This is a genomic window from Streptomyces sp. NPDC056169 (assembly GCF_042268445.1).
GTDB lineage: Bacteria > Actinomycetota > Actinomycetes > Streptomycetales > Streptomycetaceae > Streptomyces.
This window is the reverse complement of record NZ_JBHJUO010000001.1, coordinates 91,746-118,601: the sequence shown is the minus strand read 5'-3', so window position 1 is coordinate 118,601 and position 26,856 is coordinate 91,746. Positions and strand designations below refer to the sequence as shown.

General features: G+C 73.9%; 22 protein-coding genes. 9 read left to right on the top strand and 13 right to left on the bottom strand.

What is annotated here, in order from left to right:
- Positions 1-106 precede the first annotated feature (106 nt).
- Positions 107-895: an SDR family NAD(P)-dependent oxidoreductase gene (locus ACFC0G_RS00570; RefSeq protein WP_376394920.1), complete on the top strand. Its 789-nt coding sequence runs from the start codon at positions 107-109 to the stop codon at positions 893-895.
- 21 nt (positions 896-916) lie between these two features.
- Here the strand turns inward: ACFC0G_RS00570 and ACFC0G_RS00565 are convergent, their stop codons facing one another.
- Positions 917-1,375, bottom strand: a complete 459-nt coding sequence (locus tag ACFC0G_RS00565) for a GNAT family N-acetyltransferase (protein ID WP_376394916.1) — start codon at positions 1,373-1,375, stop codon at positions 917-919.
- A gap of 98 nt (positions 1,376-1,473) precedes the next feature.
- Between ACFC0G_RS00565 and ACFC0G_RS00560 the strand changes: the two genes are divergently transcribed.
- The gene (locus ACFC0G_RS00560; RefSeq protein WP_376394913.1) at positions 1,474-2,187 is read left to right on the top strand and encodes an antibiotic biosynthesis monooxygenase; all 714 of its coding nucleotides are present in this window, start codon (positions 1,474-1,476) and stop codon (positions 2,185-2,187) included.
- A 54-nt stretch (positions 2,188-2,241) separates the two neighbouring features.
- On the opposite strand, the gene ACFC0G_RS00555 is transcribed toward ACFC0G_RS00560, so the two are convergent.
- Positions 2,242-4,080, bottom strand: a complete 1,839-nt coding sequence (locus tag ACFC0G_RS00555; RefSeq protein ID WP_376394910.1) for an endonuclease/exonuclease/phosphatase family protein — start codon at positions 4,078-4,080, stop codon at positions 2,242-2,244.
- Between the two features lie 216 nt (positions 4,081-4,296).
- On the opposite strand from ACFC0G_RS00555, the gene ACFC0G_RS00550 reads away from it, so the two are divergent.
- From ACFC0G_RS00550 to ACFC0G_RS00535, 4 genes are all read left to right on the top strand, one after another.
- Positions 4,297-5,808: a hypothetical protein gene (locus tag ACFC0G_RS00550; RefSeq protein ID WP_376394907.1), complete on the top strand. Its 1,512-nt coding sequence runs from the start codon at positions 4,297-4,299 to the stop codon at positions 5,806-5,808.
- 213 nt (positions 5,809-6,021) lie between these two features.
- On the top strand, positions 6,022-7,467 hold the full coding sequence (locus ACFC0G_RS00545; RefSeq protein ID WP_376394904.1) for an alkaline phosphatase PhoX: 1,446 nt from the start codon (positions 6,022-6,024) through the stop codon (positions 7,465-7,467).
- Positions 7,468-7,519: 52 nt separating this feature from the next.
- Positions 7,520-8,269 (top strand): GntR family transcriptional regulator, encoded by a 750-nt coding sequence (locus ACFC0G_RS00540; protein WP_376394901.1) that lies wholly within the window; start codon positions 7,520-7,522, stop codon positions 8,267-8,269.
- Between the two features lie 24 nt (positions 8,270-8,293).
- Positions 8,294-9,313, top strand: a complete 1,020-nt coding sequence (locus ACFC0G_RS00535) for a 1-aminocyclopropane-1-carboxylate deaminase (protein ID WP_376394898.1) — start codon at positions 8,294-8,296, stop codon at positions 9,311-9,313.
- 19 nt (positions 9,314-9,332) lie between these two features.
- Here the strand turns inward: ACFC0G_RS00535 and ACFC0G_RS00530 are convergent, their stop codons facing one another.
- Both ACFC0G_RS00530 and ACFC0G_RS00525 read right to left on the bottom strand, forming a co-directional pair.
- Positions 9,333-10,610 (bottom strand): TerD family protein, encoded by a 1,278-nt coding sequence (locus ACFC0G_RS00530; RefSeq protein ID WP_376394895.1) that lies wholly within the window; start codon positions 10,608-10,610, stop codon positions 9,333-9,335.
- A gap of 36 nt (positions 10,611-10,646) precedes the next feature.
- Complete coding sequence (locus tag ACFC0G_RS00525) at positions 10,647-10,886, bottom strand: hypothetical protein (protein WP_376394892.1); 240 nt, start codon at positions 10,884-10,886, stop codon at positions 10,647-10,649.
- 67 nt (positions 10,887-10,953) lie between these two features.
- Here ACFC0G_RS00525 and ACFC0G_RS00520 point away from each other — a divergent pair, with 67 nt between their 5' ends.
- Positions 10,954-11,931 (top strand): AraC family transcriptional regulator, encoded by a 978-nt coding sequence (locus ACFC0G_RS00520; protein WP_376394889.1) that lies wholly within the window; start codon positions 10,954-10,956, stop codon positions 11,929-11,931.
- Positions 11,932-12,105: 174 nt separating this feature from the next.
- Here the strand turns inward: ACFC0G_RS00520 and ACFC0G_RS00515 are convergent, their stop codons facing one another.
- Both ACFC0G_RS00515 and ACFC0G_RS00510 read right to left on the bottom strand, forming a co-directional pair.
- A complete protein-coding gene (locus ACFC0G_RS00515) occupies positions 12,106-12,867 on the bottom strand; it encodes an SDR family oxidoreductase (protein WP_376394886.1) in 762 nt (253 codons plus the stop codon).
- A gap of 72 nt (positions 12,868-12,939) precedes the next feature.
- Positions 12,940-13,749: an NAD-dependent epimerase/dehydratase family protein gene (locus ACFC0G_RS00510; protein WP_376394883.1), complete on the bottom strand. Its 810-nt coding sequence runs from the start codon at positions 13,747-13,749 to the stop codon at positions 12,940-12,942.
- Positions 13,750-13,993: 244 nt separating this feature from the next.
- On the opposite strand from ACFC0G_RS00510, the gene ACFC0G_RS00505 reads away from it, so the two are divergent.
- Positions 13,994-14,926, top strand: coding sequence for a 5-dehydro-4-deoxyglucarate dehydratase (locus ACFC0G_RS00505; RefSeq protein WP_376394880.1), 933 nt, complete (start codon positions 13,994-13,996; stop codon positions 14,924-14,926).
- A gap of 17 nt (positions 14,927-14,943) precedes the next feature.
- Entirely contained in the window at positions 14,944-16,077 is a 1,134-nt protein-coding gene (locus ACFC0G_RS00500) for a hypothetical protein (protein ID WP_376396106.1), read from the top strand.
- Between the two features lie 77 nt (positions 16,078-16,154).
- Here the strand turns inward: ACFC0G_RS00500 and ACFC0G_RS00495 are convergent, their stop codons facing one another.
- The 7 genes from ACFC0G_RS00495 to ACFC0G_RS00465 form a co-directional block, all read right to left on the bottom strand.
- Entirely contained in the window at positions 16,155-16,844 is a 690-nt protein-coding gene (locus tag ACFC0G_RS00495) for a GntR family transcriptional regulator (RefSeq protein ID WP_376394877.1), read from the bottom strand.
- A gap of 153 nt (positions 16,845-16,997) precedes the next feature.
- Entirely contained in the window at positions 16,998-18,203 is a 1,206-nt protein-coding gene (locus tag ACFC0G_RS00490) for an amidohydrolase (protein WP_376394874.1), read from the bottom strand.
- 87 nt (positions 18,204-18,290) lie between these two features.
- A complete protein-coding gene (locus ACFC0G_RS00485; RefSeq protein WP_376394871.1) occupies positions 18,291-21,122 on the bottom strand; it encodes a SpoIIE family protein phosphatase in 2,832 nt (943 codons plus the stop codon).
- Positions 21,119-23,185 carry a SpoIIE family protein phosphatase gene (locus ACFC0G_RS00480; RefSeq protein WP_376394868.1) on the bottom strand — a complete coding sequence of 689 codons (2,067 nt, stop codon included), beginning with the start codon at positions 23,183-23,185 and terminating at the stop codon, positions 21,119-21,121. The genes ACFC0G_RS00485 and ACFC0G_RS00480 overlap by 4 nt, the downstream gene beginning before the upstream one ends.
- 20 nt (positions 23,186-23,205) lie before the next feature.
- Complete coding sequence (locus ACFC0G_RS00475; protein WP_376394865.1) at positions 23,206-24,654, bottom strand: MFS transporter; 1,449 nt, start codon at positions 24,652-24,654, stop codon at positions 23,206-23,208.
- 81 nt (positions 24,655-24,735) lie between these two features.
- Positions 24,736-25,125: a hypothetical protein gene (locus ACFC0G_RS00470; RefSeq protein WP_376396103.1), complete on the bottom strand. Its 390-nt coding sequence runs from the start codon at positions 25,123-25,125 to the stop codon at positions 24,736-24,738.
- A 210-nt stretch (positions 25,126-25,335) separates the two neighbouring features.
- Positions 25,336-26,784 carry a peptidoglycan D,D-transpeptidase FtsI family protein gene (locus ACFC0G_RS00465; RefSeq protein ID WP_376394862.1) on the bottom strand — a complete coding sequence of 483 codons (1,449 nt, stop codon included), beginning with the start codon at positions 26,782-26,784 and terminating at the stop codon, positions 25,336-25,338.
- Positions 26,785-26,856: the final 72 nt, after the last annotated feature.

Below are 26,856 nucleotides of genomic sequence, written 5' to 3'. Positions count from 1 at the left end.
AGGTCCACTTAGATCTGCTTGGTTCGAGGGATAAGCGCTACTGAAGGGTGGCGCCGGTCTGACATGATCGGCGGGCGCGACAGGGGGACATGGAGAACACCACAGCATGAGCTCACACCGCACGACCGAAGAGCGCGTCGTGACCCAAGAGCGCGCCGTGACCGAAGAGCGCGTCGCACTCGTCACCGGCTCGTCCTCGGGCATCGGGGCCGCCGTCGCCCGCCGCCTCGCCGAGGCCGGCATCCGGGTCGTCGTCAACTCCGCCCGGTCCGTCGAGGCCGGGGAACGCCTCGCCGCCGAACTGCCCGGCGCCGTCTACCTCCGGGCGGACGTCTCCGACGAGACCCAGGCCAAGGAGCTCGTCGAGCGGACCGTGGAGCGCCTCGGTCGCCTCGACCTCCTCGTCAACTGCGCGGGCACCACCCGCTTCATCCCGCACGACGACCTCGAAGCCGCCTCGCCCGACGTGTGGCGGCACCTCTACGACGTCAACGTCATCGGCGTCTGGCAGACCGTCACCGCCGCCGTCCCGCACCTGCGGAAGACCCGCGGCAGCGTCGTGACGATCTCCTCCCAGGCCGGCGTCCGGCCGGGCGGCAGCTCCATCCCGTACGCGGTCTCCAAGGCCGCCGTCAACCACATGACGAAGCTCCTCGCCAAGACCCTCGGCCCCGACGTCCGGGTCAACGCGGTCGCGCCCGGCCTCATCGACACCCCTTGGTTCGACGGGGTCGACGGCGCGGACGAGGCCAAGGAGCACGTCGCGGGCGTCGTCCCGCTGCGCCGCGTCGGCCGCCCCGAGGACATCGCGCAGGCCGTCTTCGACCTGGCCCACGCCTCGTACATCACGGGCGAGGTGCTCCTCGTGGACGGCGGCGGGCACCTGCTCGGCTAGTCGGGCTCCGCGCGGTCGACGTCAGAAGCGCAGCTTGAACCCGTCGTGGCTGCGCGCGAAACCCAGCGAGGCGTAGAAGCGGTGGGCCTCCGTCCGCCGCTTGTCGCTGGTCAGCTGGACGAGCGCGCAGCCGCGTGCGCGGGCCCGCGCCACGGCCCCCTCCATCAGCCCCCGCCCGAGACCGCCGCCCCGCCGGTCGGCCCTGATCCGTACCGCCTCGATCAGGGCCCGCTCGGCGCCGCCCTTGCCGAGCCCGGGGATGTACGTGATCTGGAGGCAGCCCACGACGAGTTCGCCGTCCACGAGGACCAGCATCTCGTTGCGCGCATCGGCCTCGATGTCGGCGAAGGCCCGCTCGTACGCCTCGGTGACGACGACCGAGGCGGGGTCCACGACCGTGTCCTCGTCGGCCAGGAGCGCGAGGACGGCGGGAAGTTCGGCACGGGTCGCGGGGCGCAGGGTCAGGTCGCGAAGAATCATGGCGCGAAGTCTCGCACGGGAACGGGGGTTGACCTCAACCAAGGTTGAGGGACGACGGTGGAGTCATCCGAGGAACCCCCGAGGAACAGGAGACCCCCATGAACGCCGTCGCCCACCCCGATGCCCGCCCCGACCTCCACCGCCCCGGAGTCGGCGCCGTCCTCGTCAGCACCTGGCGGGTCGGCACCCCCGAGCGCCAGCGCGCGGCCGTCGACGCCATCCGCAGGACCTGGGAGAGCAGGGAATGGCCCGACCTCGGGCTGCTCTCGTACAGCGTCTACGCCGGGACCGACGGGGACACGCTGCTGCACTACTCGCAGTGGACCGCCGAGCAGGCCTACGAGGACTTCCTCCGCACCTACCGCGACGACCGGAACGCCGAGATCGACGCCGCCGTGCCCGGCATCGAGCGGGTGGAGCTCCGCCGTTACGCGCCGATCCACCGCTCCGCCGTCCGCGACGGGTCGGGCACGGGGGAGCTGCCCGGGATCGTCGTGGTCGTCGAGGCCGACTTCGGAGGGCCCGAGGCGGGGAGCCGGGAGGACTGGGTGGACACCGTGTTCACCGCCATGGACGAGGACACGACGATGCGGCCGGGGTCCGGCGGAACCAGCGTCCAGTTCCATCTGTCCACCGACGGCGGCCGGGTCCTGAACTACGCCGAGTGGGAGAGCGAGCGGGCCCATGTGGAGTGGCTGGCGGACGACGCCCGGCTGGGCGAGGCCTGGACGCGGGTGCGCCACTACCCGGCGCTCGTGGGCGGCCGGGTGAAGCGGTACACGCCCGCGCTCAGCCTGAGCGCGGGCGTGTGACACGGCCGGACGGCCCGGAGCGGCTCGTCGCCGCCCCCGGGCCACCCCGGGTGACTACGGGCGGAAGCGGACGACCTGCGGGTCGTGGTCGCTGTCCTGGTCGGCGAACTCCGCGTTGATGTGGACGCTGTCGTACGCGAAGTGGTGCACGCCCGGGCTCGTCAGGATCTGGTCGAGGACCTGGCTGTTGCCCTGGTACACGTACGAGTACCGCTCGGAGCGCGGCAGCGACTTCACGGCCGGGTACAGCGCGCCGCCGTCCGTCAGCGCCTGCGTCGTGCCGGAGAACTCGAAGTCGTTGATGTCGCCGACGACGAGGACGTCCGCCTGCTTCTCCAGGGCGACGATGTCCTTCACGAAGGCGTTGACGGCCTGCGCCTGGAGCAGTCGCTTCGCCTCGGAGGAACGGTTCGGCGGCTGGTGGTGCGAGACGATGGACTCGTCCCCGCCCTTCGAACCGAAGTGGTTGGCGATCACGAAGACCGTGCGGCCACGGAAGACGAACTCGCCCGCGAGCGGCTTCCGGCTGCTCTCCCAGGCGGTGTTCGCCGGGTCGATGCGGCCGGGGGAGAGGGTCAGCGCGGCGCGGCCCTTCTCGCCCGTCACGGCGGTGCCGGTGACGGCGTCGCCGCCCGCGCGGTCCGTGAAGGAGACCCGCGCGGGGTTGAAGAGGAAGACCTGGCGGATGTTGCCGCCGGGCTCGCCGCCGTCCTTGTTGTTCTGCGGGTCGACGGAGCGCCACTCGTACGCGGGGCCGCCGGCCGCGACGATCGCGTCCGTGAACTTCTTGACCGTCTGGTCGGCGGCGACCGTACCGTCGTTCTTGGCGCCGTTGTTGTCCTGGATCTCCTCCAGGGCGAGGATGTCGGGCGACGCGAGGTTGTCGACGACCGCCTTCGCGAGGGCGTCGAACTTCTCCTGCGGGTCGCTCGGGTCGAGGTTCTCGACGTTGTACGTCGCCACGGCCAGCTCGTTCTTGTGCTGCTTGTCCGTGGTCTCGCGCTCCAGGCCGCGGTCCTCGACCGTGCCGAGGGTCCGCGCGGTCAGCGTGTAGCCGCCGAACTGGTTGAAGTCGAGCGGGCCCTCGGTCGTGCCCGTCAGCCGGTCGCCCACGTTCGCCTTCGGGAAGGGCTGCTGGGCGAGCGGGGTCAGCGACTGGATCTGGAGCCGGCCGGTGTTCTGGGACTCGTACGAGCCGTAGACCGTGCCGCCGCGCCAGTTGCGGTTCTCGAACGGCTTCACCGTCACCCACAGCTCCGCGTACGGGTCGGTGGCGCCGACCACCCGCGAGGAGCCGATCCGGACGTTGGTGCCCTCCAGGGACTCGTAGTAGTCCAGGGCGTACGTCTCCGGGTCCAGCGGCAGGCCGTTGATCGAGCCGGCGGCGGCCGGGTCGCCCTCCGGGGCGTACGCGTCGGGGACGGACCAGGCGGAGATCGTCACCGGGGCCGGGACCGGGTTGCCCTGCGAGACCACCGTGACGACCGGCTTGGAGAGCTGCGTCAGCGACTGGTTGCCGGAGGTCAGGCCGCCCGGGACGTACTCGGTGACCGTGCCGTTCAGGCTGACCGCGTCGCCGACGGCGACGGTCGGGACCGAGCTGGTGAAGACGAACAGGCCCTCGCTGGTGGCCGGGTCGGCGTCGGCCTCGGGGTCCTGGATCCAGAAGCCGCGCGAGCCGTACGTGCGGACGCCCGTGACGATGCCCGTGACACCGGTGACCTGCTTGCCCACGAGGGGGGAGACGCGGGTGGTGCCCTGGATGTCGTGGATGCGGACGCCGGCGGCGCTGTCCTCGGTGGCGGCGCTCGCCGAACCGGCGAGGAGGCCGGCGGCGAGAGCGGCGGCGACGACGGCCGAGATAGAGGCGTATCTCGGTATGGAGGAAGGCATCAGGGCTCCGGAGGGTGCTTGGAGGAACGGCAGATGAATCTACGCGCGTCAATCTCTTGTGAGAGTGGGGAACTTGTCAAGAGTCGACGGGTGTACGAAGGCTGACGGATCCGTGAACCGGCGGACGCCCTCCCGGATGCGTCTACGCTGAGTACCGCTCTTTCCCCGCAGTCCCCCACCCCCGTCCCACCCGTACGCGTCGAGGAGACACCCCACATGTCAGCGGAGCAGCCCACCCTTCCCCCCGTTCGGCTTCCCGCGGACGCGGAGCTGGCGCGGGACGCCCTGGCCGCGCCCCTCCTCGCCCGCGCCGTGCGTCTCGCCCGCTGGGCCGGGCCCGAGACGCGGATCGGCGCGGGCGGCGAGCTCGTCGACGCGCAACTCCCGGACGCCGTCGAGGTCCTGGGCCTCACCGTCGACGCCGACGGCACGGACGGGGCCGGCGGCGGCTCCTTCGCGGACACCGAGGCCTTCGAGGAGGCCGTCGAGGAGGCCGAGATCCTGGCGGCCGACGCCTGGCGGCTCGCCGTCGACACCGGCCTCGTGACCGTCGAGGACGGCGCGGACGACGAGACTCCCGGCGGGGCGGGGCCCGGCGAGAACCTGGCGCTGATCACCGGCGGTTCGCCGCAGGACGTCCTCGCGATCTGGCTGGACGGCTTCGACGCCGTCTTCGCGGACGCCGTCGTGCCCGTCCTCGACGACCTGGAGACCCTCGTCGGCGAGGACGGCGAGATCGACCTGGAGTCGCTGGACTGGGACCCCGAGATGGAGGGCGAGTTCCTGGAGGGCGTGCTCGGCAACCTCTACCTGCTGACCGTCAGCGAGGGCGGACCCGGCGACGGGCCCGTACCGCTGCCCGCGCTCGCCGCGTCGATGGTCGTCCCCGACGACATGGGCGAACCGACCGACGACGTGCTGGAGCAGGTCTCGGACGCGATGATGCGGCTCGACGAGCAGTTCCGCCTCCTGGAGGCGATCGGGCTCGTCGAGTACCAGCCCGTCGACGAGGCCCTGATGGCCGAGGAGGGTGAGGAGCCCGCCGCGCCGGTCGACGACGAGGACGTCTCGCGGTACGGCATGGTCCGGCTCACCACGCTCGGGCTCTACGGCGTCCGGGCCCGGATGCTCGACGCCGGCGTCGACGCGCCCGCCGTCGGCGACCTCGCCGACAAGGGCGCCGACGCGCTCCTCGGCGGGATCGCCGGCTACCCGGAGGCCGCCGCGCGCGCCGAGACCACCGCGTGGCTCTCCGGCCGCGACGTGGTGACCGCGGCGCGGGAGCTGCTGCACGCGGCCCGGGGCGCGGACGCGGGCTCGCCGCTCCGCCGCCTCCACTGCCAGCAGGCGCTCTCGCTCGTGGGCGCGGAGGCGGAGCCCGCGGTCCGGGAGGTCCTGGACGACGCGGAGCTCGGCGGCCTGGCGCGGGTCTGGCTCGCGGAGCGGGGTGCGGCGGACGTGCCCGCGCCCTCGGAGACGATGATCTTCTGGCTGGCGATCGACACGATCGCGGCGCAGCTCGACTCGGACGGCGACCTGGAGGAGCTCCAGGAGCTGATCGAGGGGCTCACGGGCCGGCACAGCGGCTTCTTCGAGGCGGCCTGGCGGGTGGAACACCCGGCGACGGCCGAGGTCCTGGAGGCGATGGGCCGGCTGCACCGCGACAAGACGGCGGCGAAGGAGGCCCGCAAGTCGGCCTTCAAGGCCCGCTCGCGGTCGGGTTCCTGAGCCGGGTGGCCGGGTGGCCCAGTGACCCGGTGGCCCAGTGACCCGGTGACCTGGTGGCCGGGTGGGTCCGTTGGCCCGGATCCGGTGATCTCCCTCGGCTGGTTCTCGCTCGTGTGACGCCCGGCGGGCGTTCCCGCGGTGTTTAGCTCGTGTTCGCGGGGGCACGGGAGGGTGGCCCGCGACATCCGGCCGTCACAGGGAGACCCGTACACCATGCCTCTCCACCGCAGGGAGTTCACGAAGCAGTCCGCCGTCGCCGGTGCGGGGCTCGTCCTCACCGGCGTCGTCGGCGCTCTCGCCACGGCGCCCGAGGCGCTGGCCTCCGACGAGCCGGAGGTGTACGGAGCGGGGCACGGCGAGGGACACGGGCACGCACACGGGCACGTGCTCGGCTACGGGCCGCTCGTCGCCGACCCCGAGGGGATCCTCGCCCTGCCCGCCGGGTTCTCGTACCGCGTCGTCACGCACAGCGGTGTCACGCGCCTGGAGAGCGGCGAGTTCACGCCGAACAACCACGACGGCACCGCGGCCTTCGCCGGCCCCCGCGGCACCACGTACCTGGTCAACAACCACGAGCTCTACGGCCCCCGCGCGAACTGGCCCCACCCCGTCCCGCTCACCGAGGGCCTCGTCTACGACCCGACCGCCCCCGGCGGCTGCACCGTCGTCGAGGTGCACCGGGACGGCACCGTCGCCGAGTGGGTCGGACTCGCCGGCACCTCCACCAACTGCGCCGGCGGCAGCACCGCCTGGGGCACGTGGCTGACCGGCGAGGAGAACTCCGACCTCGCGGGCGTCAACGGCATGACCAAGGACCACGGCTACGTCTTCGAGGTCGACCCGCACGACCGGCGCGCCAACCTCGACCCCAAGCCGATCAAGGCCTTCGGCCGCTACGACCACGAGGCCGTCGTCATCGACCCCAAGCGCGGCCACGCCTACCTCACCGAGGACGCCGCGCTGCCCTTCGGCCTGTTCTTCCGCTGGGTGCCGCCGAAGGGCTTCGAGCACGGGCGCGGACGGCTCCGTACGCTCGCCGACGACGCCGGTGTGCTCCAGGCCTTCAAGTGCACCGACTCCGGGGGCCGTTTCGTCGAGGACCTGTCCCAGGCCACCCGCATCGGCACGGTCTACGGTGTGGACTGGGTCGACGTCCCCGACCGCGACGCCCGCACCGTCGCCGTCCGCCGGCAGTTCGGCCCCGGCCAGGTCACCCGCGGCTGCAAGCTGGAGGGCATGTGGTGGGCCGACGGCGGTGCGTACGTCGTCTCCTCCTTCGCGCGCGAGGAGTGGAGCCCCGGCCCCTCGCACGACGGCCAGGTCTGGTTCTACGACCCCCGGCGCCGCACCCTCACCCTGAAGGTCCTGCTCGGCGTGAACCCGGCGCCCGGCGAGGACGGCGTCTACGACGGCCCCGACAACATCACCGTCTCCCCGTACGGCGGGATCGTCATCGCCGAGGACGGCCGGGGCGTGCAGCACCTCTTCGGCGCCACCGACTCCGGCCGGACGTACCCGATCGCCCGGAACGAGCTCAACGACGGCGAGTTCACCGGGGTCTGCTTCTCGCCCGACGGCGGCACGCTGTTCGCCAACATCCAGACTCCGGGCATCATGGTCGCGATCACCGGCCCCTGGCGCCGCCAGCCCCGCCGCTGAACCCCTCTGACCCCTGGTCAGGTCCATGGGCTGACATCTAACATGTCAGCCCATGGACGCACTGCGGCCCGTGGGCCGGACCCTTCTGCGCGACCGGGCTTACGAGGCACTGCGCGAGGCCATCGTGCGCGGCGACCTCGCCGCCGGCGCCTCCCTGAAGGACGCCGACCTCGCCGACCGCCTCGGGCTCTCCCGCGCACCCGTGCGCGAGGCCCTGGCCCGGCTCTGCGACGAGGGCCTCGTCGAGACCAAGCCGCAGAGCTACACCCGGGTCACCCGCCCGGTCAGCCGGGTCGTCCGCGACGCCGCCTCCGTCGTGCGCGTGATGCACGAACTCGCCGCCCGCACCGGCGTACCGCTGCTCGGCCCCGAGGGCGTCCGGGCCATGCGCGAGGCCAACGAGCGCTTCGCGGCGGCCGTCCGCGCCTCCGACGTCGAGGCCGCCCTCCGCGCCGACGACGAGCTCCACCAGGTCCTCGTCGTCGCCAGCGGCAACCACGCGATCGCCGCCACCATCGCGCGCTACACCCCACTCATCCGTCGCGTCGAGCGGCGGCTCTTCGGCGACTCCGGCAGCTGCGGATCGGCCGAGCTGCACGCCCGGCTGATCGACGCCTGTGCGAGCGGGGACGCGGAGGCGGCGGTCCGGATCACCACCGAGATCTGGGCGGCGCTCGAACAGCTCGCGGACGAGGCCGTCGAGGTGGCCGAGGTCACCGGCATCCCGGCCCCTCAGGCCCCTCAGTCACCTCAGGCCCCGCGGGCCCCTCAGGCTCCCCAGGTTCCTCAGGACACCCTCTAACAGCCTCACCCACCGGGAGCCGTCTTGCCGATCACCGATTTCGCACGCTACCCGCTCCTCTTCGGACCCTCCCCGGTCCACCCCCTGGAACGGCTCACCCACCACCTCGGCGGCGCCACGCTCTGGGCCAAGCGCGAGGACTGCAACTCCGGTGTCGCGTACGGCGGGAACAAGACCCGCAAGCTGGAGTACCTGGTCGCCGACGCCCTCGCGCAGGGCTGCGACACCCTCGTCTCCATCGGCGGGGTCCAGTCCAACCACACCCGCCAGGTCGCCGCCGTCGCCGCCCGCGCCGGGCTGCGCTGCGTGCTCGTGCAGGAGAGCTGGGTCGACTGGCCGGACCCCGTCTACGACAAGGTCGGCAACATCCTCATCAGCCGCCTCGCCGGCGCCGACGTGCGCCTCGTGCGGGCGGGCTTCGGCATCGGCTTCAAGGAGAGCTGGGAACAGGCCCTGCGGGAGGTCGAGGAGGGCGGCGGGAAGCCGTACGCGATCCCGGCGGGCGCCTCCGACCACCCGCTCGGCGGTCTCGGCTTCGCGAACTGGGCGTACGAGGTGGCCGAGCAGGAGCGCGAGCTCGGCGTCTTCTTCGACACGGTGGTCGTCTGCTCGGTGACCGGCTCCACCCAGGCCGGGATGGTCGCCGGCTTCGCCGCGCTCGCCGAGGAGGGCGGACGGGCCCGCCGGATCGTCGGCGTCGACGCCTCGGCGAAGCCCGGCCCGACGCACGAGCAGATCACCCGGATCGCCCGGGACACCGCCGCCCTCATCGGTGTCGAGCGCGAGGTGACGGCGGCCGACGTCGAGCTGGACGACCGCTACCACGGCGGGGTGTACGGCATCCCGGACGAGGCCACCCTCGAAGCGATGCGGCTCGCCGCCCGCACCGAGGGCATGATCACCGACCCCGTGTACGAGGGGAAGTCGATGGCGGGCCTGGTCGACCTGGTGGACCGGGGAGAGATCGGCCGGGAGTCGACCGTTCTCTACGCCCACCTCGGCGGCCAGCCCGCCCTCAACGGTTACAGCGCCCTGTTCTCGTAGGGGCGGCGGGGCCTGCCGCTCAGAGCGACTGGGCGGCCGGCTTCACCATGCCCCGGACCGTCTTCGACTTCACGAACTCGCCCATCGCCGTCATCTCCCACTCGCCGGTGAACTGCTTGATCAGCTTGGCCATCATCACGCCGGTCTGCGGCTCGGCGGTGGTGAGGTCGAAGCGGACCAGCTCCTCGCCGGTCGCGGCGTCCATCAGCCGGCAGTAGGCCTTGGCGACCTCGGTGAACTTCTGGCCGGAGAAGGAGTTGACCGTGAAGACGAGGCCGGTGGCGTCGGCGGGCAGCCGGCCGAGGTCGACGACGATCACCTCGTCGTCGCCCGCGCCCTCGCCCGTGAGGTTGTCGCCGGAGTGCTTGATCGAGCCGTTGAGGATCGACAGCTTGCCGAAGTAGCAGCTGTCCAGGTGGTTGCGCTGCGGCCCGTACGCGATGACGGAGGCGTCCAGGTCGATGTCCTTGCCGCGGTAGGCGGGCTCCCAGCCGAGGCCCATCTTGACCTGGGAGAGCAGCGGCCGGCCGCCCTTGACCAGGGACACCGTCTGGTTCTTCTGGAGGCTGACCCGGCCCTTGTCGAGGTTGATCTTGCCGGTGGAGACGGGGGCGGCGGCCGGGGGAGCGGCCGGTGCCGGGGGCGCCGAGGCCGCGATCCGCGGGTCCAGCGGGGTGCCGGCGGGCGGCGTGGGCGGCGCGGGCGGGACCGGCGGGGCGACGGGGGCCGCGGCGACGGGCGCCGGGGCGACCGGCGTCGGAGCAACCGGCGTCGGTGCCGGGGCGGCGGCGGGCGCGTCGTCCACGGAGACGCCGAAGTCCGTCGCGATGCCGGCCAGCCCGTTCGCGTATCCCTGGCCCACGGCGCGGGCCTTCCACGCGCCGTTGCGCAGGTAGATCTCGACGACGACCAGGGCGGTCTCGGTGGCGAGCTGCGGCGGTGTGAACGTGGCGAGGACGCTGCCGTCGTCCGCGTTGCGCACGGTGGCCGTGGGCTCGATGCCCTGGAAGGTCTGGCCCGGGGCGTCGGGGCTCGCCGTGACGACGATCCTCTCGATGCCGGCCGGGAGCGCGCCCGTGTCCACCACGATCGCGTCGGGCGCGGTGCCGCCGCCGGAGCGGTAGGTCACACCGGGCCCGGCGGGCTGGTTGTAGAAGATGAAGTCGTCGTCCGAGCGCACCTTGCCGTTGGCGCCGAGCAGCAGGCCCGAGACGTCGAGCCGCACCGGGGCGGCGACGTCCACCGCCACGCGCGCGGCGGTGAGAGGGATGTTCGAGCCGGGGGTCATAGCGGTCATGCCAGGGGTAACGATCCGGACGGCTTTGCCGTTCCCTTACCCTCGCCCGGTTCGGCCACCCTGGTTACGCGGATGGCTCCTGGCCTGCCGTTCGTTGCCGAAGCGGTACGCGCCCGTCCACCGGGCCATGACCAGCTGGGCGTCCCCCGACTCCACCTCCGCGAGGAACTTCTCGGCCCGCCCGCCGCGCAGCACGCCCGCGGCACGCCCGTGGTGGGTGAGGACGACGGAGCCGTCGCGGCGGCGCTCGTAGGTGAATCCCTGGGGTCTCGGCATGGCGGGCATCCTGCCGTTCCCGGTCCGATCCGTCATACGAATATTCTTTTGCATACTCTTTCGGCCCATGGGTGCAGTGGGTGGGAGTTCGTTCCGCACGGGGGACGTCGACGAGGCGCGCGAGGAGCTCGACGCGCGCTACTACGCGAACCGGATGGACGTCGTCGACCGGGAGCGGCGGCCCTTCGCGGCGCGGTTCGACACCGTCTCGCTCGGGCCGCTGGTCATCGGCGACCTGAGCTGCGGGGCCGACGTGCGGATGAGCTTCGGGGAGCTCGGCGCGTACCACCTGAACGCGCCGCTCAGCGGGACGATGGAGATGCGCCAGGGCAGCCGCCCGCCGGTCGTCGCGACGGCCACGGAGGCGCTGCTGCTCGACCCGGCAGGGGACACCTTCCTCGACCGCTGGAGCGGGGACTGCCGGACCCTCTCGGTGAAGATCGGCGCGGCGGAGCTGCGCGACCGCCTGGAACGGCTGCTCGGCCGCCCGGCGACCGGCCCGCTCACCTTCGCGCCCCGCCTGGACATCACGCGCGGCCCCGGCCTGAGCTGGGTCCGCTTCGCCCGCCAGGTCGCCTTCGAGGCCCTCGCGGGGGAGGGGCTCGCCCGGCACGAGCTGGTCGCGCGCCCGCTCCAGGAGGCACTGCTGAACGGGCTGCTCCTGGCCGCCGAGCACCCCTGGCGCGAGGCGCTCGCCCACCCGGGGGAGACGCGCCGCCCGGCCCCGGTCAAGCGCGCGATGGACGCGGTGCGGGAGCGCCCCGAGCACCCGTTCACGACCACCGAGCTCGCCGCCCTGGCCCGGGTGAGCGTGCGCCGCCTCCAGGAGTCGTTCCGGGAGTACGTGGGGATGTCACCGATGGCGTACGTACGGGAGGTCCGCCTCGACCGGGTCCGCGAGGAGCTGCGGGCGGCCGCGCCGGACGAGGTGACGGTGAGCGAGGTGGCCTGGCGCTGGGGCTTCGCCCACCAGGGCCGGTTCGCCGCTCGCTACCGGGAGAAGTACGGCGAGTCCCCGTCCCGTACCCTGCGCGCGTCCGGCTGAGGGGCGGATCGGCCGAGCGGGCCGCGCAATCCGGACAGAGGCCGCGTTCCGCGGCTCGCGATGATCTTCGTCGGCACTTAACGTGGACATGTCCGGTCTGCCAGCGCGCGCCGTGACCCGGGCCCCGGCCGGCTCCCCCGTATTAAGTCCGGCCGGGTCCTGCGTACCCCCTGCTCAGGCCAGACCGCCGTTGCTCATCAGCAGCTGGCCGTTGATCCACTGCCCCTCGGGCGAGCAGAGGAAGTCCACCAGGTGCGCGGTGTCCCGCGGGGTGCCGAGGCGCCCGAGCGGTGTCTGCCGGACCATCTCCTCCCGCAGTCCCTCCGTCATCCAGCCGGTGTCCACCGGGCCCGGGTTGACGACGTTGGCGGTGACCCCGAGGTGGGCGAGCTCGCGAGCGGCGGCCAGGGTGATGCGGTCCAGGGCGCCCTTGCTGGCCCCGTAGGGAAGGTTCCCCGCGGTGTGGTCGCTGGTCAGGGCGACGATCCGGCCGGCGCCGTGGGGGCCGGCGAAGCGCCGGCCGTACTCCCGGATCAGCAGCCACGAGGCGCGGGCGTTGACGGCGAAGTGGCGGTCGAAGCTCTCCACCGTCGTGTCGAGCAGTCCGGAGTCGACGGACTCGCAGTGGCACATGACCAGGGCGGTGACCGGGCGCCCGAGTCCCTCCTCGGCGGCGTCGAAGACGCGCGCGGGGGCCTCGGGGTCGGCGAGGTCGGCCTCGACGGCGAGGGCCGTCGCGCCCCGGTCGGCGAGGTCCCCGGTGATCGCCTCCACGGCCTTCGCTTCGACGCCCCAGGGCATGCGCAGGTCGTAGGGGGTCCAGTAGGTGAGGGCGAGGTCCCAGCCGGACTCCGCGAGGCGGTGGGCGATGCCCGCGCCGATGCCGACGGTCCGGCCGACTCCGGTCACCAGGGCGAGGGGGCGGGGTCCGGGCACGGCGGCCCTCCTTCCGTTCCGATCCGTTCCGTTCCGGGGCGACCCCGGGTCCGGCGGTTCAGGTCTACCGGATCAGTGCGGCCAGCGGGGCGGGTTCACGCAGAAGTGGCCGCCCAGGTAGAGGTCGTCGGCGCTGCCCTCCTCGGGGAGGCCCTGCTCGGCGATCAGTTTCTCCGCGTAGGCCTCCGAGTCGTCCTGCGGGTCGAAGCCGAGCGCCCGGGCCGTGGAGAGGTCCCACCACAGGCGGGTGTTGGCGGAGGAGCCGTACACCACGGTGTGGCCCACGGGCGCGGCGGTGAGCGAGGCGTGCAGGAGGCGGGCGCAGTCCGCGGGGCTGAGCCACATCGAGAGCATCCGCACCGAGGTGGGCTCGGGGAAGCAGGAGCCGATGCGTACGGAGACCGTCTCGATGCCGTGCAGGTCCCAGTAGAGCTGGGCCAGGTCCTCGCCGAAGCACTTGGAGAGGCCGTAGAAGGTGTCGGGGCGGTGCGGGGTGCCGACCGGGACGAGCGGTTCGCCGTCGCGCGGGCGCGGGGTGAAGCCGACGGCGTGGTTGCTGGAGGCGAGGACGACGCGCCGGACGCCCTCCTCGCGGGCGGCCTCGTAGAGGTGGTACGTCCCGGCGATGTTGGCGGCCATGATCTTCTCGAAGTCGGCCTCCAGGGAGATCCCCGCCAGGTGCACGATCGCGTCGACGCCCCGGACCGCCTCGCGCAGCGCCGCGCGGTCCGCGAGGTCGGCGACGATCGCGTCCGGCTCGCCCCGCACGGGGGCGACGTCCAGGAGGCGGAGCTCGTAGCCGTACGGGGGCAGCAGCTCCCGCATCAGCGTGCCGACGCCGCCGGCGGCGCCGGTGAGGAGGACGGTGCGGGGTGCGGACATGGAGTGGTTCTCCTCCGTCGAGTGCCAGGGGCCGGATGTCGTGGAGTCGGGTCCCGTGGAGCTGAGTGCCGTTCACAACCGTGGACACGCTAGGGAGCGGGCCGACGGGGCGTCAAGAGGGTGCGATAGGGCGTGCTTTCGCCTTGACCGGCGCTTCGACGCTGTTCTAGCGTGCGGAACGTTGGTGTTCAAGCATATGGATGACAGTCAGAACTGTGCACGACGGACTTCCCTGGGAGCGCCCGTGACCACTGCCCCGCTCGCCGGCCGGCTCGACGGCCTGCTGTTCTTCCCCGTCACCGCCTTCGGGCCGGACGGCTCCCTCGACCTCGACGCCTTCCGCGCCCACGTCCGCGCCGGCGTCGACGCGGGCGCCGCGGCCGTGTTCGCCTGCTGCGGCACGGGCGAGTTCCACGCCCTCACCCCGGAGGAGTTCCGGGTCTGCGTCGCCGCCGCCGTCGAGGAGACCGCCGGCCGCGTCCCCGTCGTCGCGGGAACCGGCTACGGCACCGCGCTCGCGATCCAGTACGCGCGGCTCGCCGAGGAGGCCGGCGCCGACGGGCTCCTCGCCATGCCCCCGTACCTCGTCGTGGCCGACCAGGCGGGTCTGCTCCGGCACTACACCGAACTCGCCGCCGCCACCTCGCTCGACGTGATCGTCTACCAGCGGGACAACGCGATCCTCACCCCCGAGACCGCCGTCGCCCTCGCCCGCACCGACGGCGTCATCGGCCTCAAGGACGGCCTCGGCGACCTCGGCCTCATGCAGCGCATCGTCAGCGCCGTCCGCGCCGAGGGCCTCGACCTGCTCTACTTCAACGGCCTGCCGACCGCCGAACTCACCTGCGCCGCCTACCGGGGCATCGGCGTCACCCTCTACTCCTCCGCCGTCTTCTGCTTCGCCCCCGACCTCGCCCTCGCCTTCCACCGCGCCCTCGCCACCGGCGACGACGCTACCGTGGACCTGCTCGTCGACGGCTTCTACCGGCCGCTCGTCGAACTCCGCGACCAGGGCCGGGGGTACGCCGTCTCGCTCGTCAAGGCGGCCGTACGGAGGGGAGGCCTGGACGTCGGAGAAGTACGGCCGCCGCTGAGCGAACCCGCCCCCGAACACCTCGCGGAACTCGACCGGCTCGTCGAGCGCGGCCGCGCCCTCCTCAAGGAGGCCGGAGCGTGAGCACCGAGGGGACGCGCCTGCGGGCGGGAGCCTTCCTCTACCCCTGGGACGTCGACGGCGACCCCGCCGCGCCCGGACTCCTCGCCGAGCTGGGCCTCGCGCAGGTCACCCTCGCCGCCGCCTACCACTCCACCAGGGCGCTCAGCCCCCGCCACCCGGCCCACCGGATCGTCACCGCCGAGCACGCCGCCGTGCTCTACCCGCCGGACCCCGGCCGCTGGGCCGGCCGCGCGCTCCGCCCGTACCCGGCGGGGGAGTGGGCCCCCGGCGACTCCTACGGCCGGGCCGCAGAGGCCCTCGCCGGCACCGGCCTCGACGTCCACAGCTGGGTCGTCCTCGCCCACAACTCCCGGCTCGGCGCCGAACACCCCGAGACCTCCGTCGTCAACGCCTACGGCGACCGCTACCCCTGGGCGCCCTGCGTCGCCCGCCCCGACGTCCGCGCCCTGCTCGTCGACCTGGCGGCCGAGGCCGCCGTCCGCCCGGGCGCGGCCGGCACCGAACTGGAGTCCTGCGGCTGGTACGGCCTCGCCCATCTGCACGCCCACGACAAGACCTCCGGAGTCCCGCTCGGCGAGCGCGAGCAGTTCCTGATGTCCCTCTGCTTCTGCCCCTCCTGCCGCGAGGGGTACGGGAACGGGGGCGCCGACCCCGACGCCCTGGCCGCCGCCGTCCGCCACGCCCTCGCACCCGTCTGGTCCGGCTCCGGCCCGGCGCGCGGACTCGGCGACCTGGAGGCCCCCGCCCTGGCCTGGCGCGCCGGCACCGCCCGCTCCTTCCAGGAGGCCGCCGTGGCCGCCGTACGGGCCGCCGCCCCGCCGGGCTTCCGCGTCCTGCTGCACGCCGACCCGGACCCGTACCGCTGCGGCGCCGACGCCGGCACGGACCCGGCCCACGTCCTGGCCCTCGCGGACGGGGTGGTCGCCCGGCCCCCGAAGGTCGCCGCCTTCGCCGCCCACGCCCGCCCCGACACGGTCCTCGCCGCCAACCTGTCCGTCGTCAGCGGCATGGGCGGCGCCCCGGGACAGCTCACCCACGACGCCGAACGGGCCCGCGACGCGGGCGCCACCGAACTACGGCTCTACCACGCGGGACTGGCCTCGGACGCCGACCTGGAGGCGGTCCGCACGGCCCTGCGGAAGCTGGGCTAGGGGGTGTCTTGTCGGTCAGGCCGGATCAGGGCGCGGTGCCAGGCGTCGCGAGCCCGGCTTGATCGGCAAGACACCCCCTAGGGGGTGTCCCGCCGGTCCTTCAGCAGGCGCAGGGCCGAGGCGCGGGTGGCCGCGACGTGGGCGCGGGCCAGGGATTCCGCGGCGGCCTCGTCGCGGTCGCGGATCGCCGCGTAGAGCCGTTCGTGGGCGCCGCACATCGGTTCGCCGTCCGACTCGGCGGAGGTGAGCCGGAAGAGGCGGCGCAGGCGGGAGTCGAGCGGGGCCATCAGCTCCACCAGGAGCGGATTGCCGGAGAGTCCGACGACGGCCCGGTGGAAGTCGGCGTTGAGCGAGACGGCCTCGCGGAGACGGCCGGACTCCGCCGCCGCCCGCGCCCGCGCGAGGAGCTCCTCCAGGGCGAGGAGCTCCTCGGGGCCCGCCTGCCGCGCGGCGAGGCGGGCGGCCAGGCCCTCCAGGTTCTCCCGTACGTCGAAGAGGTGTTCCGCGTCCTCCGGGCCGAACTCCGTCACCACCGAGCCCCGGCGCGGCCGCACCGAGAGGAAGCCCTCCGATTCGAGGCGCTGCATCGCCTCCCGCACCGGCACCCGGGAGACCCGCAGCTCCTCGGCGATCTCCCGCTCCACGAGCCGCGTCCCCGCCGGGAGCTCCGCCTCGACGATCCGCTCGCGCAGCTCCTCGTAGACCCGCTCCCGCAGGGACCGGGGGGTGTCCCCGGCGGGTGGGGCGGCGGGGCGGGGGCTCGTCATGGGGAGGGCTCCAGTCCGGAGAACGCGGGGCAGGCGGGGGGTGGGTGTCCGATCCTCGCAGACCGGAGGAGCGCCCCGGACCTCGGACCGGGCGCCCGTCCCGCGCAGACCGGAGGAGCGCCCGGACCTCAGACCGGAGGAGCGCCCCGGACCTCAGACCAGGCGCCCGTCCCTCGCCACCACCCGGCCCGCGCGGACCACCAGGTCGCGCCCGGGCTGGTCGACCACCACCTGCGGGAGGCACTCCCCGTCGACGAGCATGAAGTCGGCGGGGGAGCCCGCGCGCAGGTCGGCCTTCGGGAGGCCGAGGAGCTCCGCGCCCCCGTCGGCCGCGAGCCGGAAGCAGGCCTCCAGTTCCTCGTCGAGCCGCGCGTCCAGGGCCCAGGCGGCGAGCCAGGCCCGGTGCAGCATGTCCGCGTTGCCGAACGGGCTCCAGCTGTCCCGGACCCCGTCCGAGCCGAGCCCGACCCGTACCCCGCGCTCGGCGAGCCGCCGGAACGGCAGGATCGTCGTCACCGACAGGGCGACCGTGGTGAGGGAGATCCCGGCCCCGGCGAGCAGGTCCGCCGTCTCGTCCAGCTCCTTCGCGGTCAGGCCGGCGACCGCGAAGGCGTGCGCGACGCTCACCCGGCCCTGGAGGCCGAGGGCGCGGGTGCGGGCGGCGATGTCCCGCAGCGGGGCGAGGCCCTGCTCGCCCCGGTCGTGGAGGTGGATGTCGAGCCCGAGGCCGTGCCGCTCGGCGAGCGCGAAGACCGTGCCGAGCTGGTCGCCCTCCCCGTCCCCCTCCGCGTCGAAGCCGGCCGGGTCGATGCCGCCGATGTGGCTGACGAGACCGCTCGCGGCGGCCTCCGCGAGCAGCTCGGCCACCCCCGGGGTACGGACCACGCCGTGCTGCGGGAAGGCGACCAGTTCCACGTCGACGATCCCGGCCAGCCTCCGGGCCGCCTCGGCGACCCCCTCGATCCCGGAGAGACCGTAGGCCGGGGCGACGTCCGCGTGGGCGCGCATCGCCCGGGTGCCCCGGGCCGCCGCGTGGGACATCAGGCGCAGCGCCCGCTCGGCCACCGGGGCGGGGAGCGCGCGGGCGAGCTCCACGTCCCCGGCGACGTACTCGGCGATGCCGTGGGCCGGGCGCCTGCTGTGCCAGGGCTCGCCCCAGGACGTCTTGTCGGGGTGGATGTGCGCGTCGACCAGGGTCGGCAGGGCCAGCCGCCCGCCCCCGTCGACCCGCTCGACGGCGGCGCCCGGCGGGACCTCGTCCACGAGCAGGCCGTCCACGGCGATCAGCTCGCGGGCCGGGCCCCTGAAGGGCCGTACGTCGTGGAACACGGTCGCGGTACGGAGGGGCGGCGGGGTCACGGAGTCTCCTCGGAGGCGATGTGCGCGGCGGACTGGTATACCAAGGTTGGTATACCACAGCGTGGGCTGCTCCCGGGGCCCCCGCCCTCACCAGGCCAGGTCCTCCAGCGCGTCCAGATCCGGTTCCACCGCCGCCGCCCTCGGCTCCGCGTCCAGGCCGTCCACCCGCAGCTCGGCCCAGATCGTCTTGCCGCGCCGGCCGTACCGCGTGCCCCAGCGCTCCGCGTACTGCGCCACCAGGTAGAGACCGCGCCCGCCCTCGTCGGTCGTCGTCGCGTGCCGCAGGTGCGGGGACGTGCTGCTGGCGTCCGAGACCTCGCAGATCAGCGTGCGGTCGTGGAGCAGGCGCACCCGGACGGGATCGGCGCCGTACCGCACCGCGTTCGTGATCAGCTCGCTGAGGATCAGCTCCGCCGTGAACGCGAGCCCGTCGAGCCCCCACTCCGCCAGCTTCGCCGCCGCCGCGTTCCGCACGGGCGAGACCGCCGACGGGTCCCGCGCCACCTCCCACTCCGCGATCCGCTCGCGGTCGAGCACCCGGGTCCGCGCCACGAGCAGCGCGATGTCGTCGCGCGGCGACGGCGAGAGCAGCGTCGCCAGGACGTCCGCGCAGGTCTGCTCCGGGGTCCGGTCCTGGCGCGCGAGCGTGGACCGCAGCAGCGCGAGGCCCGTGTCCAGGTCCCGCCCCCGGTCCTCCAGGAGCCCGTCCGTGAAGAGCACCAGCTTGCTGCCCTCCGGCAGCCACAGCTCCGTCGTCTCGAACGGCGCGTCGCCCAGACCGAGCCCGAGCGGCAGCCCCGGCGACAGCTCCGGGAACTCGACCCGCCCGTCCGGTGCCACGAGCGCCGGCCCCGGGTGTCCCGCGCTCGCCACCGCGCACCGCCCGGAAGCAGGGTCGTAGATCGCGTACAGGCAGGTCGCGCCCGTGATGCCCTCGTCCCGCCGCCGCTCCTCGACGTCCGGGCCCTCCAGCTCGCGGAGGTCGATCCGGGCCGTCAGCTCGTCGAGGTGGCCGAGGAGCTCGTCGGGCGGCACGTCGAGCGTCGAGAAGTTGTGCACGGCCGTCCGCAGCCGCCCCATCGTGGCCGCCGCGTGCAGCCCGTGCCCCACCACGTCCCCCACCACCAGCGCCACCCGCGCACCCGGCAGCGGGATCACGTCGAACCAGTCGCCGCCCACCCCTTCCTTCGCCGGGAGGTAGCGGTACGCCACGTCCACCGCGCTCTGCTCCGGCAGCACCCTCGGCAGCAGGCTCCGCTGGAGCGTCACCGCCATCGCGTGCTCCCGCGTGAACCGGCGCGCGTTGTCGATCGCCACCGCCGCCCGCGCCGCCAGCTCCTCCGCGAACGACAGGTCCTCCTCCCCGAACGGCTCCGGGGTGTCCGCGCGCCAGAAGTTGGCCATCCCGAGGACCACCCCACGGGCGAGCAGCGGCACCGTGAGCAGCGAGTGCATCCCGTACGCGAGCGCCTGCGCCGCCCCCTCCGGGTCCTGCGCCCGCCAGCCCTCCGCCGAGGCCAGCTCCGCCTGCGCCACCGCGTGCCCCGCGGCCAGCGCCGTCGCCATCGGCGTGCTGGGCACGTCGAAGCGCACGGTGTCCCCGACCGGCTGGAGCGGCTGGTCCGGCCGCAGCCCGCTCAGCGCCGTCCGCCGCATCTCCGTGGTCAAGGCCTCGTCGTTCGGGGGCTCCTCCCCGCGCAGCACCGGTTCGAGGAGCTCCACCGTCGTGAAGTCCGCGAACCGCGGCACCGCCACCTCCGCCAGCTCCTCCGCCGTCCGTACGACCTCCAGCGTCGTCCCGATCCGCACCCCCGCCTCGTACAGCAGCTGGAGCCGGCCGCGGGCCACCGCCGCCCGGCCGGTCACCGCGGCCAGCTCGGTGGTGTCCCGCATCGTCATGACGCTGCCCGACTCGGCGTCGCCGGGGAGCGTGGGGCGCACGCTCACCGCGAGCAGCCGGTCGCCCGCCCGGTGCACCTCGTCCGTGGCGGCCCGCCCCGACGTGAGGAGTTCGACCGTACGGGGATCGAGGCCGAGCTCCGAGACGTGCCGCCGCTCCGCGTCCGCCGGCAGATCGAGCAGCCGGCGCGCCTCGTCGTTGGCGAGCGTCAGACGGTGGTCGGGACCCACGATCAGGACCCCTTCGCGGACGGCGTGCAGGACCGCCTCGTGGTGCTCCTTCATCCGGGTCATCTCGGCGGGGCCGAGGCCGTGCGTCTGCCGCCGCAGCCGCCGGCTCACCAGGGCCGCCCCGCCCACGGCGAGGACCAGCGCGCCCGTCCCCGCGGCCGCGAGCACCAGGAGCCGGCCCTCCACGGACTGCGCGATGTTCTCCACCTCGATGCCGCTGCTGACCAGGCCCACGATCCGGCCCTTGTCGTCCACCACCGGGACCACGGCCCGTACCGCGTCGTTCGGCGCGCCCCGGAAGACCTCGGTGAAGGAGTTGCCGTCCACCGCCGCGCGCGAGAGGTCCCCGGTCGCCTTGGAGCCGATCAGGGAGGGGTCCGAGTCGGTGTACCGCACCCCGTCAGGGCTCAGGACCGCGACGAAGTCGATCTTCGTGGCCAGCCGGATCTGCTCCGCCCTCTTCTGGAGCGCCGCCGTCGGATCGGGCGAGACCAGCGCCTCGGCGATGCCCGGGGAGAGCGCGACGGACTCCGCGACGGAGAGGGACCGGATCCGGGCGTCCTGCTCGGTGTCCTGCCGGGCCTGCTGGAACGTGATGAACACCGCCGCCACGATCACCAGCAGGGCGATGAGCGCCTCCAGGGCGAACACCTGGCCGGCGACGCTCCGCAGCCCCGTCCCGCCGTCCCGGCCCGACTTGCCGTCCCGGCCCGTGCCGCCGTCCCGGCCCGACTTGCCTTCCCGGCCCGACCTGCCGTCCCGGCCGTCCCGGCCCGCGCGGGCGTTCATCCCGTGCTCCGGGCGATGAGCAGCGCCACGTCGTCCTGCGCGCCCGGCCGCCGCAGCGCCGTGAGCAGCAGGTCGCAGGTCTCCTCCAGGGGGCCGCGCGCCTTGTCGAGCAGTCCCACGAGCACCGCGAGCCGGTCGTCGATCGCCTCGTCGCGGGTCTCGACGAGACCGTCCGTGTAGAGCACGAGCACGTCCCCGGGGCGGAAGGGGACCCGGGCCGTCCGGAATGTGCCGCCGCCCACCCCCAGCGGCACCCCGGTCGAGAGCCGCACCAGCTCGGCCGGGCCCTCCGCCGGGATCCGTACGGGCGGCAGATGGCCCGCGTTCGCGATGCGGCACCGGCCCAGGCGCGGATCGTGCACGGCGAAGAGGCAGGTCGCGATGTAGTGCTCAAGGCCCGCCGTGATCCGGTCCAGGTGCCGCAGTACCTGCGCCGGCGACAGGTCGAGGTCCGCGAACGCGCAGGTGGCCGTGCGCAGCCGCCCCATCGTCGCCGCCGCGTCGATGCCGCTGCCCATCACGTCCCCGACGACGAGCGCCGTCTTGTCGTCGGGGAGGGCGATCACGTCGTACCAGTCGCCGCCGACCTCGCTCGACGCCTGCGCCGGCTGGTAACGGGCGGCGATCTCCAGCCCCGCCCGCTCCGGGGGCGTGCCCGGCAGCAGACTGCGCTGGAGCGTCACCGCCGAGTTCCGCACGCTCTGGTACCAGCGGGCGTTGTCGATGCTGACCGCCGCCCGGGCCGCGAGCTCCGTCGCGAGCAGCACGTCGTCGCCGTCGAAGGGCAGCGGATTGCGGTCCCGCTTGAGGTCGAGCGCGCCGAGTACCTCCCCGCGCGCGATCAGCGGGACCGCCAGGTACGAGTGGACCCCGGCCCGGCGGAGCTGCTCCGCCGCTTCGGGGCTCCGGGCGATCCGGGGCAGGTCACCGGGGCCGACGTGCTCGACCAGGACCGGAAGGCCGGTGTGGACGCAGCGGGTGACGAGCCGGTCCGCCCCGTACATCGCCACCGCCCCGGGCGGGTCCGCGGCCGGCAGCGCCTCCGTCGGGCCCGAGGCCTTCACCGCGAGCGCGCGGAACAGCTCGGGGCCCGTCTCGGGTGCGCCGGGCCTGCGCAGCGCCAGGACGGAGTCGAGGACGTCGACGGCCGCGATGTCCGCGAGCTCCGGCACCACGACCCCGGCCAGCTCGGCGGCCGTCCGGTCCACCTCCAGGGTGGTGCCGACCCGCGCCGAGGCGTCCGCGACGAGCGCGAGCCGCCGTCGCGACCGGTCGGCCTCCGCGTCCGCGTCGTGCCGCTCGGTCACGTCGATCACCGAGGCCGCGACCCCCAGGACCCTGCCCTCGGCCCCGTCCAGGCGGTAGAAGGACACCGACCAGGCGTGCTCGTGCTCGGGGTCCGCGGGGGTTCGCCCCACCGTCGGGTAGTCGAGGAGCGGCTTGCCCGTGGCGAGGACCGTGCGCAGCGCCGCCTCCAGCGCCGCCGCGTCGACCCGCGGCAGCATGTCGCTGATCCGGCGGCCGAGGTGCAGCGCTGCCGGGACGCCGTTGATCCCCTCCAGAGCCGGGTTCACGAGGACGTACCGCAGGTCGGTGTCCAGGACGGCGAGACCGATCGGCGACTGCGAGACGAGCCGGTCGGAGAGCGCGAGGCCGGTCTCGGCCCGCTCGACGACGGCGCGGTCGGCGGCGATCCCCAGCGCGTACAGACCGCCGAGATCGTCGGTGAGCCGCATGTTGCGGAACTCCACGGCGAGGGTGCTGCCGTCCTTGTGCCGTACGGGGAAGGTGCCCGCCCAGGTCGTGCCGCCGTGCAGCACCTCGCCGAAGAGGCGCATCGCCTCCTCGCGGTGCTCGGCGTCGACGATCAGCCGGGCCACGTACCGGCCCAGGGCCTCGTCCGCGCGATAGCCGAAGAGGGCCTCCGCCTGCGGGCTCCACAGCACGATACGGCCGCGTGCGTCGATGACGACGGCGGCGACCCCGAGGATGTCGAGGAGCCCCTTGCCGTCGAACGGCACACCCGCCCGTCCCGCCGTCTCCGGGAAGGAACCGGCCGTCACACTGCCCTCCTCCCGCCGCGCTACGCGCCTCCCTCCATGCTCCCCGCCCCCTGGCCACGCCGCACTGCGAGCCCGCCGCCCTGGCCCTCGGCCTGGCCCTCGCCCGGGCCGCCGCCCGGGCTTTTGGCCTGGCCCTGGGCCTGGCCCTGGGCCGGGTTCTCGCGCGTGCCGCCGCCCTGGCCCTCGCCCGGGCCCTGGGCCAGGTTCCCGCCCGTGCCGCCGGCCGGGCCCTCGGCCGGGTTCTCGCCCGTGCCGCCGGTCGTGCCCTTGCCCTTGCCCGGGCCCTCGCCCTCGCCCTCGCCCGGGCTCCGCTCCTCGCCCCGCCCGGCGCCCCGGAGCGCCAGTCCGGCGGCCCAGGCCGTGCCCGCCACCGCCAGGACCGGCAGCAGGACCCGGACGTCGAGGACGGCGACCAGGCCGGCGCCGAGCGCGATGGCCAGCGCGTTCGGGGCGAAGATCAGGCTGTTCGCGGTCGCCGCCACCCGGCCCAGCGCCTCCGCCGGGGCCTCCCGCTGGACCGCCGTCATCGTGGCGACGAGCACCCACGGCATCCCCAGGCCGATCACCGCGCTCGCCGCCAGGGCCGTCGCCTCGTACGGCAGGGCCCGCGCCCCCACCGCCACCGCGAACAGCGCGAGGCCGACGGCGGCGAGCACCCGCTCCGGGACCCGGCGCAGCAGCGGGCCCGTGAGCAGGCCCGCGAGGACCGAGCCCACGCCCTGGACCGCGTACAGCACACCGGCGTACGCGGGGGAGCGCCCGAGCCCGCTGTCCACGACGGCGTAGATCGCCGCCCCGTTCACCCCGGCGAGCAGCATCGTGAACCCGCCCGTCGCCACCAGCGGCCGCAGCACGGCCGAGGCCCGCAACAGCCGGACGCCCTCGGCCGTCTCCCGCCACCAGTGCCGCTCCGCGGCCCGCTCGGGGCGCTCCTCCCGGACCGGCATCAGCGCGAACAGCACCGCCGCGAGCGCGAAGCTCGCCGCGTCGAGGAGCGCGACCGGGCCGCCGCCGTAGCGGGCGAAGAGCCCCGCCGCCACGAGCGGGGCGATCAGCTTCATCGACTCGTTCGCGGTCATCCGGAGCCCGTTGAAGGTGCCGAGCCGCCGTTCGTCGAGGGTCGTCGCCACGAGCGCCTGCTCGGCCGCCTCGTGGACGGTGCCCTGGGCGCCGTACAGCACGAGCACCGCGAACAGCAGCCACACCCGGTCCGCCGACTCCACCCGCAGGAGCACGGGCAGCAGCAGCGCCATCGCGAGGTTCAGGACGACGAGGAGGGGCCGCCGCCGCACCCGGTCGGCGAGCGTGCCGAGCAGTGGCCCGAGGAGGACGGGCGCCCACAGGGCGAAGGCGGCGAGCGCCGCCAGACTGTCCGAACCCGTGAGGGACTTGACCCAGATCCCGGAGACCAGCCACATGGCCGTCGTACCGAATCCGGACACGACGATGCCTGTCAGATACCAACGCATGGCCGAAGACTGGCCTCTGAGGAGGCCCTGACGGATCGGTCACCTGCCCTAGGACTGGCGATGGGGCAGGGCCGGACCGCCCTACGCGGCGGCCACGGAGCCGCCCCGCTTCTCGTACCGCAGCGCGGCCCCCGTCACCACGGCCCCGAGCCCCTCCCACAGGCCCACGCCGAGGAAGCCGGCCGGGGCGCGGCCGGTGACGACGGCGAGGGTGAAGACCGCGCAGGTGAGGAGCCGGAAGGGGACCGTCCAGCGGAAGAAGGGCTTCCAGTCGGCGAGCGCGGCCAGGACGTAGTAGACGCCCATGTTGAGCGCGGCCATCGAGGAGGCCGTGAGGAAGACCAGGGTGTGGTCGCCGTCCGCCCGCCCGCCGTCGGGCACCGGCTCGAAGCCCATGACCGTGAGCAGGGCGTCCGGGGTGACCAGCCCCACCACGCCGAGCGCGGCGGCGAGCACGCCGAAGACCGCCATGGTCCAGCCGGACAGGGAACGGGGCAGGCGCACGGCGGTCCTCCGCGAGGGAAAGCAGGGTCGGTCATTCGAATGCACGCTCGGTCGCGAGCGTGCCCCTGCATATCGTGTGACGGGGGCCCAGAGCCAATCGGGCCCCGGCCGACGGGATCTCTCCCCCGACCGGCGACGGCCGGGACCACTTCGTCCGGACCGGGCCCCCGCGTCACCTCACTTCAGCGCCGCCGCCATCATCTTCTGCGCCACCGGGGCCGCCAGGCCGTTGCCGCTGACCTCGGAGCGGGCCGCGCCCGAGTCCTCGATCAGCACCGCGACGGCGACCTGCTTCCCGGTCGAGGGGTCCTTCGCGTAGGACGTGAACCAGGCGTACGGCGTCTTGCTGTTGTTCTCCCCGTGCTGCGCCGTGCCCGTCTTGCCGCCGACCTCGGCCCCGGCGATCGCCGCGTTGGTGCCGGTGCCCTTCTCCACGACCGTCCGCATGGCGCTCCGCAGCTGCTCCGCCGTCGAGGAGGACATGATCCGCTCGCTGTCCCCGTCGTCGAAGGTGGTCAGGGCGTCGCCGTCGGAGTCGACGACCTCCGAGACCATGTGCGGGGCCGCCAGGAGGCCGTCGTTGGCGATCGCGGCCGAGACCATCGCCATCTGGAGCGGGGTGGCGGTCACGTCGAACTGTCCGATGCCGGTCAGCGCCGTCTGCGCGGAGTCCATGCCGGACGGGTAGACGCTCGCGTAGGCGCGGACCGGGACGTCGAGCTCGGCGTCGTTGAAGCCGAACTTCTCCGCCGTCGCCTTCACCTTGTCCTGCCCCAGGTCGGCGGCGATCTTGGCGAAGACGTTGTTGCAGGAGTACTGGAGCGCGGTGCGGATCGTGGCGTTCTCGCAGGGCGCGGAGGGGTTCTCGTTCTTCAGCACCTTCCGGGTGTTCGGCAGCGTGTACGGGTTGGGGCTCCTCGTCGCCGTGTCCACCGAGTCGTACAGACCGTCCTCCAGGGCCGCCGCCGCGACGACCAGCTTGAAGGTGGAACCGGGCGGCAGCGGCTGGCGCAGGGCCCGGTTGACCAGCGGCTTGTCCTTGTCGCCCATCAGCTCCTGCCAGTCGGCGCCGTCCGTCGTCCCGGCGATCTTCGACGGGTCGTACGACGGGGTGGACACCATGCCCAGGATCCGGCCGGTGGCGGGGTCGATCGCGACCGCCGCGCCCTTCTTGTCGCCGAGGGCCTCGTAGCCGGCCTTCTGCACGGCCGGGTCGATCGTGGTGACGACCGTCCCCGGCTCCTGCTGCTTGCGCGTGACGGCGTCCACGGGGTTCTTCAGCCGGTCGTCGGTGCCGTCGAGGACGTCGCCGTAGATGCCCTCCAGCTGCGTGGCGCCGTAGGCCTGCGAGCTGTAGCCGGTGACCGCCGCGTACAGCTCGCCGTCCGTGTAGGTGCGCTTGTACGCGAGATCGTCTGCCTCCGTCTTCTTCGAGCCGGTGACCGGCGAACCGGCCACGACGATGTTGCCGAGCGGCTGCGCGTACTGCGCGATGGTCTTCCGCCGGTTCTTCGAGTCGTCCGCGAGCGCCTTGCCTTCGTACGCCTGCACCCAGGTGGCCCGCCCCAGGAGGGCGAGCACCAGGACCAGGACGAAGACCGACGTGTGCCTGATCGTCTTGTTCATCGCACCAGGAGGGACGAACGGGGCGGTGGCGGCCGTTCCGGATGTGTCCGGTTTCTCAGCGAACCTTCATCC